Source organism: Colwellia sp. MB02u-6, from assembly GCF_014077095.1.
Lineage (GTDB): Bacteria > Pseudomonadota > Gammaproteobacteria > Enterobacterales > Alteromonadaceae > Cognaticolwellia.
Window position 1 is genome coordinate 640,506 of the sequence record NZ_JACGVG010000027.1, and the last position, 15,380, is coordinate 655,885.

12 protein-coding genes and 1 other RNA gene are annotated in these 15,380 nt (G+C 39.0%); 9 read left to right on the plus strand and 4 right to left on the minus strand.

From position 1 onward, the window contains the following. Nucleotides 1-166: 166 nt before the first annotated feature. From metK to H4J46_RS05250, 4 genes are all read right to left on the minus strand, one after another. Nucleotides 167-1,354, minus strand: coding sequence for a methionine adenosyltransferase (gene metK / locus H4J46_RS05235; RefSeq protein WP_182232450.1), 1,188 nt, complete (start codon nucleotides 1,352-1,354; stop codon nucleotides 167-169). Between the two features lie 198 nt (nucleotides 1,355-1,552). After that, complete coding sequence (gene murI, locus H4J46_RS05240) at nucleotides 1,553-2,407, minus strand: glutamate racemase (protein WP_220462931.1); 855 nt, start codon at nucleotides 2,405-2,407, stop codon at nucleotides 1,553-1,555. 463 nt (nucleotides 2,408-2,870) lie between these two features. Then, nucleotides 2,871-3,052, minus strand: a non-coding RNA gene (gene ssrS / locus H4J46_RS05245) — 6S RNA. Nucleotides 3,053-3,192: 140 nt separating this feature from the next. After that, complete coding sequence (locus H4J46_RS05250; protein WP_182232451.1) at nucleotides 3,193-3,498, minus strand: cell division protein ZapA; 306 nt, start codon at nucleotides 3,496-3,498, stop codon at nucleotides 3,193-3,195. A gap of 235 nt (nucleotides 3,499-3,733) precedes the next feature. On the opposite strand from H4J46_RS05250, the gene H4J46_RS05255 reads away from it, so the two are divergent. The 9 genes from H4J46_RS05255 to H4J46_RS05295 all read left to right on the plus strand — a co-directional run bounded on the left by H4J46_RS05255 (nucleotide 3,734) and on the right by H4J46_RS05295 (nucleotide 15,086). Beyond that, complete coding sequence (locus tag H4J46_RS05255) at nucleotides 3,734-4,303, plus strand: UPF0149 family protein (RefSeq protein WP_182232452.1); 570 nt, start codon at nucleotides 3,734-3,736, stop codon at nucleotides 4,301-4,303. Between the two features lie 159 nt (nucleotides 4,304-4,462). Next, nucleotides 4,463-5,800, plus strand: a complete 1,338-nt coding sequence (gene pepP / locus H4J46_RS05260) for a Xaa-Pro aminopeptidase (protein ID WP_182232453.1) — start codon at nucleotides 4,463-4,465, stop codon at nucleotides 5,798-5,800. Between the two features lie 487 nt (nucleotides 5,801-6,287). After that, on the plus strand, nucleotides 6,288-7,688 hold the full coding sequence (locus H4J46_RS05265) for a UbiH/UbiF/VisC/COQ6 family ubiquinone biosynthesis hydroxylase (RefSeq protein WP_182232454.1): 1,401 nt from the start codon (nucleotides 6,288-6,290) through the stop codon (nucleotides 7,686-7,688). Nucleotides 7,689-8,079: 391 nt separating this feature from the next. Further along, nucleotides 8,080-9,168 carry a glycine cleavage system aminomethyltransferase GcvT gene (gene gcvT, locus H4J46_RS05270; protein ID WP_182232455.1) on the plus strand — a complete coding sequence of 363 codons (1,089 nt, stop codon included), beginning with the start codon at nucleotides 8,080-8,082 and terminating at the stop codon, nucleotides 9,166-9,168. 179 nt (nucleotides 9,169-9,347) lie between these two features. Further along, nucleotides 9,348-9,737: a glycine cleavage system protein GcvH gene (gene gcvH / locus H4J46_RS05275; protein WP_182232456.1), complete on the plus strand. Its 390-nt coding sequence runs from the start codon at nucleotides 9,348-9,350 to the stop codon at nucleotides 9,735-9,737. 307 nt (nucleotides 9,738-10,044) lie between these two features. Beyond that, on the plus strand, nucleotides 10,045-12,945 hold the full coding sequence (gene gcvP, locus H4J46_RS05280; protein WP_182232457.1) for an aminomethyl-transferring glycine dehydrogenase: 2,901 nt from the start codon (nucleotides 10,045-10,047) through the stop codon (nucleotides 12,943-12,945). Nucleotides 12,946-13,317: 372 nt separating this feature from the next. After that, nucleotides 13,318-13,482, plus strand: a complete 165-nt coding sequence (locus tag H4J46_RS05285) for an RHS repeat-associated core domain-containing protein (protein ID WP_182232458.1) — start codon at nucleotides 13,318-13,320, stop codon at nucleotides 13,480-13,482. 195 nt (nucleotides 13,483-13,677) lie between these two features. Beyond that, nucleotides 13,678-13,869 (plus strand): hypothetical protein, encoded by a 192-nt coding sequence (locus tag H4J46_RS05290; RefSeq protein ID WP_182232459.1) that lies wholly within the window; start codon nucleotides 13,678-13,680, stop codon nucleotides 13,867-13,869. A 143-nt stretch (nucleotides 13,870-14,012) separates the two neighbouring features. Then, nucleotides 14,013-15,086 (plus strand): lipase family protein, encoded by a 1,074-nt coding sequence (locus H4J46_RS05295; RefSeq protein WP_182232460.1) that lies wholly within the window; start codon nucleotides 14,013-14,015, stop codon nucleotides 15,084-15,086. The last annotated feature ends 294 nt before the right edge of the window (nucleotides 15,087-15,380 follow it).

Sequence of the window (15,380 nt, forward strand, 5' to 3'; positions counted from 1 at the left end):
AAGTGGCACCAGATGATGATATTTCGCCAATAATGACGAGCAATAGCATATTAGGAGTATTTTCATACGTTATGGCTGATAAGCTCATTGCAAATAAAAGCATGAAAATAAAAAAACCGCTCAAAGAGCGGTTTTTTTAAACATAATTTTTTAGTTAAAGTATGTATTAAATACCGGCTGACAAGCGCAGTGCTTGAGCTTTATCTGTTTTTTCCCAGCTAAATGCGGTGAAGGTATCATCGCCAACGGTCATTTCAAAGGGTTCGCGACCAAAGTGCCCATAAGCAGCCGTTTGCTTATACATTGGGTGTAGCAAGTCTAACATTTTAGTTATACCGTAAGGGCGCAAGTCAAAGTGTTCACGTACTATTTCAACTAAACGCTCTTCAGAGACTTTACCGGTGCCAAAAGTATCAATTGAGATTGAGGTCGGCTCAGCAACACCAATAGCGTAAGATATTTGGATTTCACAACGATCAGCCAAACCCGCGGCCACAATATTTTTGGCAACATAGCGACCAGCATAAGCTGCACTACGATCGACTTTTGATGGATCTTTGCCCGAAAAAGCACCACCGCCATGACGAGCCATACCACCATAAGTATCAACAATAATTTTACGGCCGGTTAAACCACAATCGCCGACAGGGCCACCAATAACAAAGCGACCTGTTGGGTTGATATGATATTTAGTGTCTTTGGTTAATAACTCGGCAGGTAAAACATGCCTAATAATGTTTTCCATTACCGCACTGTGCAAGTCATCTTGTTTAATATCTGGGTTATGCTGAGTTGACAGCACAACTGTATCAATAGCGACAGGCTTGTTATCTTTATAAATAAAGGTTACTTGGCTTTTTGCATCAGGACGCAACCAAGGTAAAATTCCTGATTTACGTGCTTCAGCCTGACGCTCAACTAAACGGTGTGAATAATATAATGGCGCAGGCATTAGGGTTTCGGTTTCATTGGTTGCATAACCAAACATTAAACCTTGATCACCGGCACCTTGGTCTTCTGGATTTTCTCGGTCAACACCTTGGGCAATTTCTGGTGATTGTTGGCCTATTAAGTTCATAATGCCGCATGTTGCGCCATCAAAGCCAACATCTGAAGATGTGTAGCCAATATCAGAAATAACATCGCGGGTAATTTGCTCTAAATCTACCCATGCAGAGGTAGTAACCTCACCTGAAATAATGGCGACACCCGTTTTTACCATAGTTTCACAAGCAACACGTGCATGTTTGTCTTTGGCAATAATAGCATCTAAAACCGCATCAGAAATTTGATCGGCAATTTTATCTGGATGTCCTTCTGACACTGACTCAGAAGTAAAAAGGTGTGTAGACATAAACCCTCTGTAAAAATTAATTGAAAAACAATAATCGTTTTTAATAACGATATTCTAACTGTTTAGTTAAGTTTTTTCTATGTTTATTTACGCCTAGATGGCTAAACGTCTTTGAGATGCAAAAGTTTCAATATAAATTCTGTAGCCATTTCTTGACAAAAATTAAACTTTAGCGAGATGTAATCTGAAGTTAAGCTATTAAGGATAAATATTTAAGCGCAGTGTGCGTTGTAAAATGTGACTAAAAAGCGCTTGCTGTTTTAGGCAACACTTCGAACTGTGAAAAGTAGTCTCACCTATATTATTCAGAGGATTAATGAGCTGATGTAAGACTAATTGCCGTTTTAATTGTTCAGTTACCGGCTGCGCTGTCTCCATTACAACTATGCTGTCACCACATATTTCGTTAATCAAGTTTTTGACTAACGGGTAATGTGTGCAACCTAATACGATAGTATCTACCCCTTTTACGAGTAAAGGTTGTAAATAGCTCAACAGCATTAATTTGCACTCAGGCGAGTTTTTCTTGTCTTGTTCAATAAGTTCTACCAAGCCGGGACAAGGCTGAATAGTAACATCACTGTTATGACTATATTGCGCCACTAAGGCTAAAAAACGCTTATTTTCAGCTGTAGCTTTAGTGACTAATATGGCTATTTTTTTGTTTTTACTAATACTTGTTGCTGGTTTTATCGCGGGTTCAACACCAATAACAGGAATTGAAATGTTTTTCCGTAGCTGATCTATAGCATTAACCGTGGCGGTATTACAGGCAACAACGATAGCTTTGGCGTTGCGGGCAATAAACCACTGGGCAATGTCATTAACCCGTTGTTGAATAAATTCAGTAGACTTTTCACCATAGGGAGCATAAAGGGTATCAGCGACATAGAGCAAATTTTCATGAGGTAATTGTTGTTCAATGCACTGCGTGATAGATAAACCACCAACACCGGAGTCAAATATACCAATAGGCTCGGCATTAGCCGTTTGGCGTTTACTTTTTAGGATTGAAGTGGCTGCTTTTATATCAGCTTGGTTTTGCAAGGGCATTAATTAAGCACAGCTTAAGTTTGGTGTAGTTAGTTGGGCTAAGTATATTATCAACAAGCAAATGAGATCTATACATATTTTGAGATAGGTATTAGTTGCCAAGCTACCACCGTTGAGATGAGTCCTGAAGACATGAAATTGAGGAACGTTTAAAGATGATTTTTTAGCTGTTAGCTGTCAGTAAGTTAAAAAGTTTCAAGCTCAGTTTTACTGTGCTTTCCTCCTTATGAATTATTCTGTTATTTTTTACAGGGAGGAAATCATGAGAAGGGAAGGAAGGCTAATTAGGACCGTGCTCTAATACAAATTGAGTTTTACTATAAGATTTAGCTAAATAAAACTATTAAAAGTTTAAGGATTAACTATGGGTAGGCGGGGTGATTTTTAATGCAATTAATTTTGCTTTTCTAGCAATGCACGAAAATATTGTTGTATTTTAGGATGAGTTATAGAATAGAAGAAGGTGACTTCCAAGGTGCCGCAGTTTACATTTGTCCTGAACACCGGGTGTTCAGGGCGGACGTATCATGCTAACCGTAGGCTTCCCGATACGAGCCGGGCTTGCACAATAGTTAATAATCAACATCCTTAGGTAAAACTTATCGGCTCAGGGACATAGTTCACAAACAAACACCCCAGAAGTCAAAAACATTATAGCGAATAACGTCAGTCAAATTAAGTCTTTTATTACTTATAAGACCTGTTAGCTTAATGCTTGAACAAATTGAAGTTTCTTTAAACGAAAAAAGTTTGTTTAAAAATATGTTGAACGGTGAATAAATCTATTAGGCAGATTTAGTGCGGTTTACCGCTTGTTCGATGGTGGTTTGTAATAATTCAATTTTGCTTTGCATTCTTTCGCGTTCTTGCTCTTGCTCATTTCGCACTTGGATTAAATCATGGGCAAGATTTAATGACATCATCACCAGCGACTGCTCAACAGTTTTTGTTGGGAATTTTTTCTTGGCGTCTTGTTCTAAGCGTTTGTTTATTTCACTCGCGGCCAGCAACAACGCAGACTCATGTCCAGCTGGACAAGCAACTTTTAGTCGTTTGTTGGCAACATTTATGGTGACTGTGTGTTGGCTCATTACGTGCTTATTCTCAATGCATAATATTAGTTTATTGAGCTCTAAGCTCAAAAAATTGCGCTACTCGCTTGTAATACCAAGAAAAAAAATGATAACTAAACTTAGTGCGCCATAAGATGAAACTATAACGGTGAGCGTTACACTATGCAAGTGATCTCTATGGTTTTTTCTGGAATCAAGGCTATGCCAATGTTAAGATAGCTAGCAATATCCCCCTGATTGAATTTATATTTTTATGTCTGATAACACCGCTTTAGATTTTTCCGCCGCACAAGCGATATTAACCAGTGAAGGTATTGAGGCACATGCTGCTGAAATTCACGGTGTGCTAACAGGTTTGATTTCTGCAGGCTTTGAATTTGAAAGTAATGATTATATCGCTATGGTTAATGACATGCTTAATAATGCTGAAGGTTTACCGTTAGCGATTAAAAGCTTAGTTAAAGACATTTATAGTGATATTTGGCAAAAAATCCTTGATGACTCATATGGCTTCCAATTAATGCTCCCCGATGATGACGACTCAATTATTGAACGCGGACACGCACTAAGTAAGTGGGTGCAAGGCTTCAACTTAGGCTTTGGTTTACAACAAATAAAAAATGCCTCTTTGTCTGAAGATGTTAAAGAAGTATTGGTCGACTTTGGCGAAATTGCTAACTTGTCAGACGAAATGGAAGAAAATGAAGCGACCGAGCAAGCGTATTTTGAAATTGCTGAATATGTTAGAATCTCTGCGCTACTGTGTTTTACTGAATTAGGCGCGCCACCCGCGCAACAAGACACAAGTACGACCTTACATTAGCACTTCGTGGTTAAATTGCGTTAGTAATAAAATACTTAACGCTGACTTTTAACGCTGACTTTTAACACTTAAATATTAATAACTTAAAAATCAGCTTAAAAAACTCGAGGTTGAAAACCTAACTGTCAAAATTTAATTATAAAAAATAAGCTGGTATCCATGATCAAAAACACCTTATTGCCCGTTGCTGAATTTTGTCAGCGTAGAAATGATTTTATTGCGCAAATGCCGGTAAATAGCATTGCATTAATTTCTGCTGGTCAGGAAGTTACCCGCAGTAATGACACCGAATATCCATTTTGCCAAAATAAGCACTTTTATTATCTTACGGGCTTTAATGAACCCGATGCCATTTTAGCCTTAATTAAAGGTGATGACGCAACGTCAGCACAAAGTGTTTTATTTTCTCGTGAAAAAGATCATCAGCAAGAAATTTGGCATGGACGACGTGTTGGTCAAGTGCAAGCTGTTGACGTTTACCAGTTTAATAAGTGTTTTAGCTTAGCAGAAATTGATGAGCAATTATTGCTGTTAATGGCAGGTAAAAGCGCCGTATTAATTTGCCAGCATGAACAAAAGGCATTCCAGCAACAAGTACTTTCATGGTTAGCCGAGATTAAAAAGGCAGTGCGCACAGGTGTTAAAGCACCAACAACCTTAATTGATTGCAGTAACTTGCTAGATGAAATGCGCTTACATAAATCAAATGCTGAACTTAATATTATGCGCCAAGTTAATGTCATCAGTGGCGGCGCTCATCAAAGAGCAATGCAACAAACTAAAGCCGGTAAGTTTGAATATCAAATAGAAGCAGAGTTATTGCACGAATTTGCTACTAATGGTGCGCGTTACCCGGCTTATAGCTCAATTGTTGCTGGCGGTGATAACGCCAATATTTTACATTACACTGACAATGATGATGTGCTAAATGACGGCGACTTATTACTTATTGATGCCGGCGGTGAGTTAGCGGGTTATGCCGCTGACATTACACGCACATTTCCGGTTAATGGTAAGTTTACTGCGGCACAACAAGTGATTTATCAATTAGTGCTTGATAGCCAAAACCTTGCCATTGCCGCGATAAAGCCAGAACAAAACCTTGCTGAATTAAACCGCATAGTGTGTGATTTTCTGACCAGAGGTTTGCATGATTTAGGCATTCTCAAAGGTAATTTAAACATATTATTAGTTCAACGAGCCTGCAAAAAATACTTTATTCATGGCCTTGGACACTGGTTAGGTCTTGATGTTCATGATGTGGGTGATTACCATGCGAGCCAACAGCGAGAACAATTACGCCCTTTTGTCACCGGTATGGTGATGACGATCGAACCAGGTATTTATATTCCAAAAAATGATCAAACCGTGGATGAAAAGTGGCGTGGTATTGGCGTACGTATTGAAGACAATGTGCTAGTAACCGCAACAGGTTATGAAAATCTAACGGTCAATGCACCAAAAACCATTGCTGAAATTGAAGCCTTAATGGCTTAGTTGTTAAGTAGTCAATCAAGGCTGAGACAACCACACGTTTAGGCATTTGGATGGCATCGAGCTTATCCAAGTGAGTTAACGACCCACGCAGAAAGTTGAAATAGTGATAGTTTAAATTAACTCTGTATTGTCTGAGCGGTTAGCTAGTTTTGATGTGGGTATTTTAGCGTTATCACGTGGCCTTGATGTTTATTGAACCCATACTGGCGTATGGCCGTATTTACACTTGTACTTAAAGCAACTGTTTACTGGTAACAAGGGGTAGTTATATTTTACCAATAATAAAATTTTGTGCTATGTGTAAAATGAATAAACGGGTACAGAGCAAATCGTGCTTTAACCCGCTAAGTTAGCGTTATAAATCTTGACTTGTCAGCGATTTAAGCCTTAAAGCTGGCTTGCTGATCCAAGTTCAGAGGCAGGAAAATAATGAGCTACCTACAAGTTTGTGGGCTTATGAATGTGAATAACATAAATGTGAAAAACAATGCAAAAATTTGATCTATTAATTGTAGGTGGTGGTACGGTGGGTTTAACACTGGCACTTGCTATTCGCCAACAAAGTCAGTTAAGTGTCGCTATTGTTGATAACACGCCTATTGAAGCGTTAAGCGACAAACCTGAGGTGCGCGTTAGTGCTATTAATGCAGCCAGCCAGCAAATATTTAGCCACCTTAATGTTTGGCAAGATATTATCGCGCAACGTGCTCAGCCTTATTACGATATGCACATTTGGGACAAGGCCGGTTATGGTCAGCTAAACTTTGCTTTAAAAGATGTTAGCCGCTCAGCCGTGGCTAATGGCCCAGAGCAACTAGGTTTTATTATTGAAAATAAAGCCATTCGTAACGCCTTATGGCAGAAAGTGGCGCAAGACAGTGGAATTGAGTTTTTTACTGACAGCAAACTCCAACAATTAAATCCTAGCGATAACGAAGTTTTTGCTACCTTCGAGCATAACAGCCATACCAACAGCCAACCTATGCCTATAGTGGCGAAATTGGTGGTTGGTGCTGATGGGGCAAACTCTTTTGTGCGTCAACAAATGAACGTGCCGTTAACCTTTCGAGATTACGATCACCACGCGATTGTCGCAACAGTTAAATGTCAACAAGGCCATCAAAGCACTGCTTGGCAAGTATTTTTAGATACCGGCCCATTAGCACTATTACCTTTATATCAAGCTGATTTATGCTCCATTGTTTGGTCAACCAGCCCTGAAGAAGCGATTCGATTAAGTGCCTTGTCAGCCGAAGACTTTGGCAAAGAACTTACCGCCGCTAGCGATGGTAAGTTAGGGAGAATATCGCTAGTAGGTGAGCGATTTACCTACCCGTTAACCATGCGTTTTGCTCAAGAGTTTGTTAAAGGCAGAATGGTCTTGGTTGGTGACGCGGCACATACTATTCACCCGTTAGCTGGGCAGGGTGCTAACTTAGGCCTGCTTGATGCAGCCGCTTTGTCACAAACCATTAGCGAACAACTTTGTAAAGCACAAGCTAAGGGCACGCTTGATGATAACGCATGGTATAGCAACAAATCGTTACAACAATTTGCCCGCTGGCGCAAAAGTGAAGCAGTAGAAATGATTGCCTCGATGGAGGCTATAAAACAAGCCTTTACGCCTCAGCAAAGCGCGATTAAATTACTTCGTGGCTTGGGTATGTCGTTACTCAATAATATTAAACCGGCAAAAGCGTTAATGATTAATCAAGCCTTGGGTTTCAAAGATGATTTACCCAAATTAGCTACAGCACTTTCACAGCAAGTGCCGCAAACATTATCAGGACCAGTTTCACCACAAATTTCAGAACAAGTTTCAAAAAAAAATCTACAACAATCATCGCAATCACCACCACAGGTGCCACAACAAAAAAATAGCTCATAGCGTCACACTTACCGCGTTATTTTGTTGACTACTTAGTCAACAAAAGCGCTATTTTACTCAGTCAGCCAATAACAAATAGGCGGTTTGAGTAAATTAGTATTTTTATTCTTTTCACCAATATAAAATTTAAGTTTGCTACAAGCTAACTTTTCATACGCTCAAGGAATTATATTTTCAAAAAAGGGTTTTTTGAGAATATAATTTTAAATAGTTTGTTTAGTCGGTTTTAAATTTCAAATATGCTTTATTATCTGTTGAATCAACAGTTACTCAGGGCTATAATCCTCAATACTTTTTGTAAATCTTCCGTCTTTATCCTAGGTTTAGTTGTGATGCTTGTTTTAAGCACTAACAAACTTAGATAAAACAACTAACGTGAGTGAAACGTACGATGACAAATAAAACAGTATTACATGCTAAGCACTTAGAAGCTGGCGCTAAAATGGTTGATTTTTATGGTTGGGAAATGCCGATCAACTATGGTTCTCAAATTGAAGAACATCATGCGGTGCGCAAAGACGCTGGTATGTTCGATGTTTCACACATGACTATTGTTGATGTTCAAGGCCTTGATGCACAAGCATTTTTACGTCGTTTAGTGATTAACGATGTAGCTAAATTAGATGTTGCCGGTAAAGCACTTTATACAGGAATGTGTAACCTTGAAGGTGGCGTTATTGATGACTTAATCGTTTATTTTTTCAGTAAAACAGATTACCGCTTAGTCGTTAACTCAGCGACTCGCGTAAAAGACTTAGCTTGGATCAACGAGCAAGCATCAGCATTTGACGTAGCAATAACTGAACGTCCAGAATTTGCCATGATCGCCGTGCAAGGCCCAGAAGCTAAAGCTAAAGTAGCCACTCTATTAGATGCTGAGCAAACGGCTGTTGTTGAAGGCATGAAGCCATTTTTCTCGGTACAAGCCGGCGACTTATTTATTGCCACAACAGGCTACACCGGTGAAAACGGTTATGAGATTGCCTTACCTGCTGACCAAGCTGCCGGCTTATGGCAACAATTGCTTGATGTTGGTGTTAAGCCTTGCGGTTTAGGTGCTCGCGATACTTTACGTTTAGAAGCCGGTATGAACCTTTATGGTTTAGACATGGACGAAAGCGTTTCGCCATTAGCTGCTAATATGGCCTGGACTATTAGCTGGGAACCTGAAGATCGTAACTTTAACGGTCGTGAAGTATTAGCCGCGCAACGTGCCGCAGGCGACCAACCTAAACTCGTTGGTTTAGTACTTGAAGAAAAAGGCGTATTACGTAGTGGTCTTAAAGTGATCACTGAAGCAGGCGAAGGCGTTATTACCTCAGGTACTTTTTCTCCAACTTTAGGTTACAGTATCGCAATGGCCCGTATACCACGTAGTGTAGCGATAGGTAGTACAGTAGAAGTTGAAATGCGTAAAAAGCTAGTTAAGGTTAAAGTCATTAAGCCAAGCTTTGTGCGTAATGGCAAAAAAGTTCTTTAACTACTTAAGGCTAGGTCAACGCTCATTAGTGAGCCGTAAAACCTAGTTAAAAAATGCTAAAAATTTAAGCTATAGTATGGGATGATTAGCGCAGGCAAGCTTCATACTATAGTCGTTAGTACCAATTAGTTAATCTGCTTGGTATATCCAATTTAAAAATAAAGATTAGGACAAAATCAATGAGCAACATTCCTTCAGAATTAAAATATGTAACATCACACGAATGGGTACGCAACGATGGCAACGGTGTTGTTACAGTTGGTATTACTGAACACGCACAAGACCTTTTAGGTGACATGGTATTTGTTGAGTTACCTGAAGTGGGCGACACAGTAAGTGTGGGCGACGATGTTGCTGTAGCAGAATCGGTAAAAGCTGCATCAGACATTTACGCACCGATGAGCGGTGAAGTAATTGAAGCGAATGAAAACCTTGAAGACTCACCTGAGTTAGTTAACTCAGATGCCTTCGGTGGCGGTTGGTTATTTAAATTAAAAATTTCAGATGAAAGTGAGTTCAACAACTTACTTGATGCTGAAGGTTATGCAAACTCAATCGACGAAGATTAATTTTTAGGCACATTATGCTGTGACACACCTTGTTTCTGTTATTTTTTGTGATCATTTAGTCGACTAAACTCGTACAATTCATAACACCAATCGTGTTGCTTATATTGAAGTAACTATTGAGCTCAAGTACTGAGCTCAATCACTTAACCTAAGTAGCAAGTTTAAGTACTAGGTTTAAGTTTGCACCTATTTATTTGTGCCTAAAAGCCGATTGTTATCAAAAACGATATTTAAGCCCTCAACTCGATCCAATAGTTCAGGGCTTTCTTTTTATTAAATATTATTAACTTTATAGTGAAGCTGTTTTATGACTACTCAATATAATGACTCTTTATCTTTGACTGAATTAGAGCAAAGACAAAATTTTATTCGACGTCACATTGGTCCAAGTGATGAGCAAACACAAGCCATGTTGAAAGATATCGGTGCAGAATCTGTCGATGCACTTATCGATGAAATCGTACCTAATGATATTCGTTTAGCTGATTTACCTGCTATCGAAGAAAGCAAAACTGAAGTACAAGCTTTAGCAGACTTGAAAGCGGTCGCAAGTTTGAACAAGGTAAACGAGACATATATTGGTTTAGGTTACTACGGCACACTAACGCCTAACGTTATTTTACGTAACGTGTTAGAAAATCCAGGCTGGTACACGTCATATACGCCATATCAACCAGAAATTGCACAAGGTCGTTTAGAGTCATTATTAAACTTCCAGCAAATGTGTATAGACCTAACTGGTTTAGAACTAGCGTCGGCGTCATTACTTGATGAAGGCACTGCCGCAGCTGAAGCCATGGCATTAGCTAAGCGTGTATCAAAAAACAAGAAATCAAACTTATTCTTTATTTCAAGTGAAGTTTATCCGCAAACTATTGACTTAGTTAAACAACGTGCCGAAATGTTTGGTTTCGAGATTGTTGTAGCTCCCGCTGCCGAAGTTGTTGAACACGACGTATTTGGTGCCTTATTACAATACCCAAGTGCGACTGGTGAAATCACTGACATGAGTGATTTAATTGCTAATGTTCATGAGAAAAAAGGCATTGTTGCTGTTGCCGCTGACATCATGAGCTTAGTGCTATTAAAAGCACCGGGTGAATTAGGTGCTGATGCTGTTATTGGTTCAACTCAACGTTTTGGTGTGCCTATGGGCTACGGTGGACCACACGCCGCTTTTTTCACTACCTCTGAAAAATACAAACGTTCATTACCGGGTCGCATTATCGGCGTATCTAGAGATACGCGTGATAACCCCGCACTCCGCATGGCGATGCAAACGCGTGAGCAACATATTCGCCGCGAAAAAGCCAATTCTAACATTTGTACAGCGCAAGCTTTATTAGCCAATATGGCGGCATTTTATGCGGTTTATCATGGTCCTAAAGGCTTAAAAGTTATTGCTGAACGCATACACCGCTTTGCTGATATTTTATGTTTAGGCACAGCAACGAACGGCTTGCCAGCACTTCATCAACATTACTTTGACACCTTAACGTTTAACGTCAGCAATAAAGACGAAATTGTTACCCGTGCATTAGCTAATGGCGCTAACTTTCGCACCGATGTTGACGGTCAAATTAGTATTTCATTAGATGAAACAACTACTCGCGAAAACGTGCAAACCTTGTTTGATATTTTATTAGGTGCAGACCATGGTTTAGACGTAGCAGTACTTGATCAGCAAATTATCGCTGCAGGGCATTCGTCAATTCCAGCGTCATTACAACGTGAGTCTGCGATTCTAACGCACCCAGTATTTAACTCGTATCACAGTGAAACTGAGATGCTACGTTACATCAAAAAGTTAGAAAACAAAGATTTAGCGCTTAATCATTCCATGATTTCATTGGGCTCTTGTACCATGAAATTAAATGCGACAGCGCAAATGATCCCAGTATCATGGCCTGAATTTGCCAACATGCACCCATTTGCGCCAGTTGACCAAGCGCAAGGTTATAAGCACATGATTGACGAACTAGCCAAATGGTTAGTTGAGTTAACGGGTTACGACAAAATGTCAATGCAACCTAACTCCGGCGCACAAGGTGAATATGCTGGCTTAATTGCCATTCACAAGTACCACGAAAGCCGTGGTGATGCGCATCGTAACATTTGTTTAATTCCATCTTCAGCACACGGTACTAACCCTGCGTCAGCGCAAATGGTAGGTATGAAAGTAGTAGTGGTTGCTTGCGATAAAGCCGGTAACGTTGATATGGCCGACTTAAAAGCGAAAGCAAGTGAGTTAGCTGACAGCCTGTCTTGTATCATGATCACTTACCCGTCGACACACGGTGTATATGAAACCACAATTGCAGAAATTTGTAACATAGTGCATGATCACGGCGGTCAAGTTTATCTTGATGGTGCAAACATGAATGCCCAAGTGGGTTTAACATCACCGGGTTTCATCGGTGCGGATGTTTCACACTTAAACTTACATAAAACCTTCTCTATTCCACACGGTGGTGGCGGACCAGGTATGGGTCCTATCGGCGTTAAAGCCCACTTAGCTCCATTTTTACCTGATCATGCATTAATTAATGTTGATGAAGAAACTAAAGGTAACGGCGCGGTATCAGCAGCACCTTATGGTAGTGCCGGTATTTTATGTATCTCATACCTTTACTGTGCCTTACTGGGTAAAAAAGGCGTTACCGATGCGACTAAATATGCGATTACTAATGCTAACTACGTAGCAACAAAACTTAGCCCACATTTCCCGCTGTTATATGCAGGTAAAAATGGCCGTGTTGCCCACGAATGTATCATTGATTTACGCCCACTTAAGGCAGAGTCAGGTGTTACTGAAGTCGATATCGCTAAGCGCTTAATAGATTATGGTTTTCATGCGCCAACCATGTCGTTCCCAGTAGCGGGTACGTTTATGATTGAGCCCACTGAATCTGAGTCAAAAGTGGAACTTGATCGCTTCATTGAAGCTATGGTGTCGATTCGCGGTGAAGTACGCAAAGTAACTTCTGGTGAGTGGACAAGTGAAAACAACCCATTACACCATGCACCACACACACTAGCGGATATTACAGCACCTTGGGATCGTGCGTACACGATTCAAGAAGCGGTATTCCCAGTGCCTGCGGCCGCAGCGAATAAATTCTGGCCAACGGTTAACCGTATAGATGATGTTTATGGCGACAGAAATTTAATTTGTAGTTGTCCTCCAGTTTCGAGTTATCAAGATTAGTAACTGATGTTGTCGTGTTCTAATTAAGTCTGTGACTTAATTTTGGCAGTTTGTGAGTGCAATTAAGTTTGTGACTCGATTTTGTTTGAAAAGGTGAGCTTAATGCTCACCTTTTTTGTGTCCGACAGTTTTTATGTATGAATTTTGAAAACTAAATATTGATCTGATGACCACGACTATTCAGGTTGTAAACCGCTAAGCTAGTTGGAAACTCTAACTAAAAAATATTGAAAGGCGAATCAGAAATGGTTCGCCTTTTTATTTGTTAACTCTAGACCAATATATTTAGTATTACCTTTTTTCCGCAAAGTATTTCAAGTTTAGACAAAGCCATTTAAAGGTTACAACTGAATAATAAGTGCGTTCATCTATATGCAGGCACGATACTATGATCCAGTCATAGGTCGTTTCTACTCGAATGATCCTATTGGCTTTACTCGAGTAGTTGATACGTTCAGTCGTTATTCATATTTAGGAAATAACGGCCTTATGCATTTCTTTTTCGTATTGATGAAACGGGTATGGCTTTTGTTTTAATCTCAGTTCACTTAAAACCAGGCTTAGGACCCGGTAACAGAGCTAGAAGAAAGCATGAATTAGCATCAATTTATTAATGGGTTGATGAACATGAGGAATATAGGCGAATTTATTACATTTAATTCTAGCTGCCTGAGTACAAATACTAACGTAAACAGACCTGAGCCATTCGGCCACGTACTTTACAGAGCAAACTTGACTAATGAAATTGATTTGGAATATGGGTTTACCGTAACTAACTTGATAACCGCTATGAAAGTACCTTGGTATGAAGATTTTACTCATGAGTATCCTGGCGAACCATATAAAAATAACCCATTTAGAGCGTGTTTTTCAGATCACCACCCTGTGAGTTTTATGCTCAAATCAACAACAGATGACGATTAATAAGTCTAGTCAGATAAAATAAACTTTGGATTTGATACAAGGTGAAGCTAAAAGTACAAATTAGATTTACGTAGCAAAAGTAATGTTGACTAATTCATGGTCTTAAGTGATTATATATTAAACAATGACAGGGAGTCAGTTACATGTATGATAAATACTTTACATCTGAAGATGACGCTACAAATGCAAACCTCTTATTATCAAAAAAGTTACCAACATATCGGCAAGCGTACAGTGACCGTACTGCTTGGATAATGTCAGTAATGTCTGAGTTAGCGTATATAAAATTTAATTCGCTATTTCCTGAAAGTGGCTCAACAGATTTTATAAAAGAACATTTCATTAAAAAAGTTAACTCTCTTGTTGGTGAAAAAAAATCAACGATAGTTTCGACATTAATTAATAAAATAAGTTATGACCCTACAGTAGAAAAAGCAAAATTAGAAAGTAACCTAGACGAATTTCAATTCAAACTTTTAAAAACATTTGATGATAAAGGAACTCAAGCCATTCTTGTTGATGCTGGCGCATATATCATTTTGAGCTTTAGGGGAACGGAAGCTGACAGCCTAAGTGATATTAAAGCTGATGCTAAAGCCAATTTAATAAAGTGCTCAGTATCTGTAGGTCAAATTCATGCAGGGTTTAGAGATTCATTTAACTATATTCGTCGTGATGTTGAAGAAGAAATCAATAAAGACGAATACTCAAAGAAACCATTATTTATTACTGGTCATAGCTTGGGTGGCGCTCTGGCAACAGTCGCAACAAAATTTTTAACACACAGTGGAGGTATTGCTGCTTGTTACACATTTGGCTCTCCTCGTGTAGGTAATGATGATTGGGTTAATAATATCAAGACACCCATTCACCGTATAGTTAATGCTGCCGACTCTGTCACAATGCTACCTCCTGGTGATGTCTCCATTTCAGCAATTAGTTTTATCTTTAGGTTTATTCCTAGTGTTGGGGAGTCTGTTTCCAAATGGTTATCAGAAAAATTTGGTAGATACATGCATGCTGGTAATATGCGCTATTTAACCAACTGTAAACCAGAGGACTTTAGTGACGTTAGAGTTTTATATTCCGTGAGTTTTACTTATAGAATAAAAGCATTAATTGTTAAATCACTATCTTTTGGGAAATTACTTTCAGACCATTCGATTAGTAACTACAGTAAAAAATTGATGATAATTGCTATTAGGCGCAACAAATGAAAGTACCAAGTTTATTTAAAGTGATGAATATTTACACATCATAAAAAATTGGACAAAAACCTAAATAACAAATCAAATCCGACCTGTTTCTAGGATGTAACTAGGGTTAATAATTATTTGCTTGGGATATAGAACAGGTAATTAACATGGATCAGTTTATAAGGATGCTTTCACACTACATTTAATTAGTAATAATCTACTCTCTAAGAAAATATTTTAAGTTATTTATGGGGTTAATAAATACTGATGGATTTTATAAATCTTATTGAATTGTTAAGAACAATAAGTATTTAT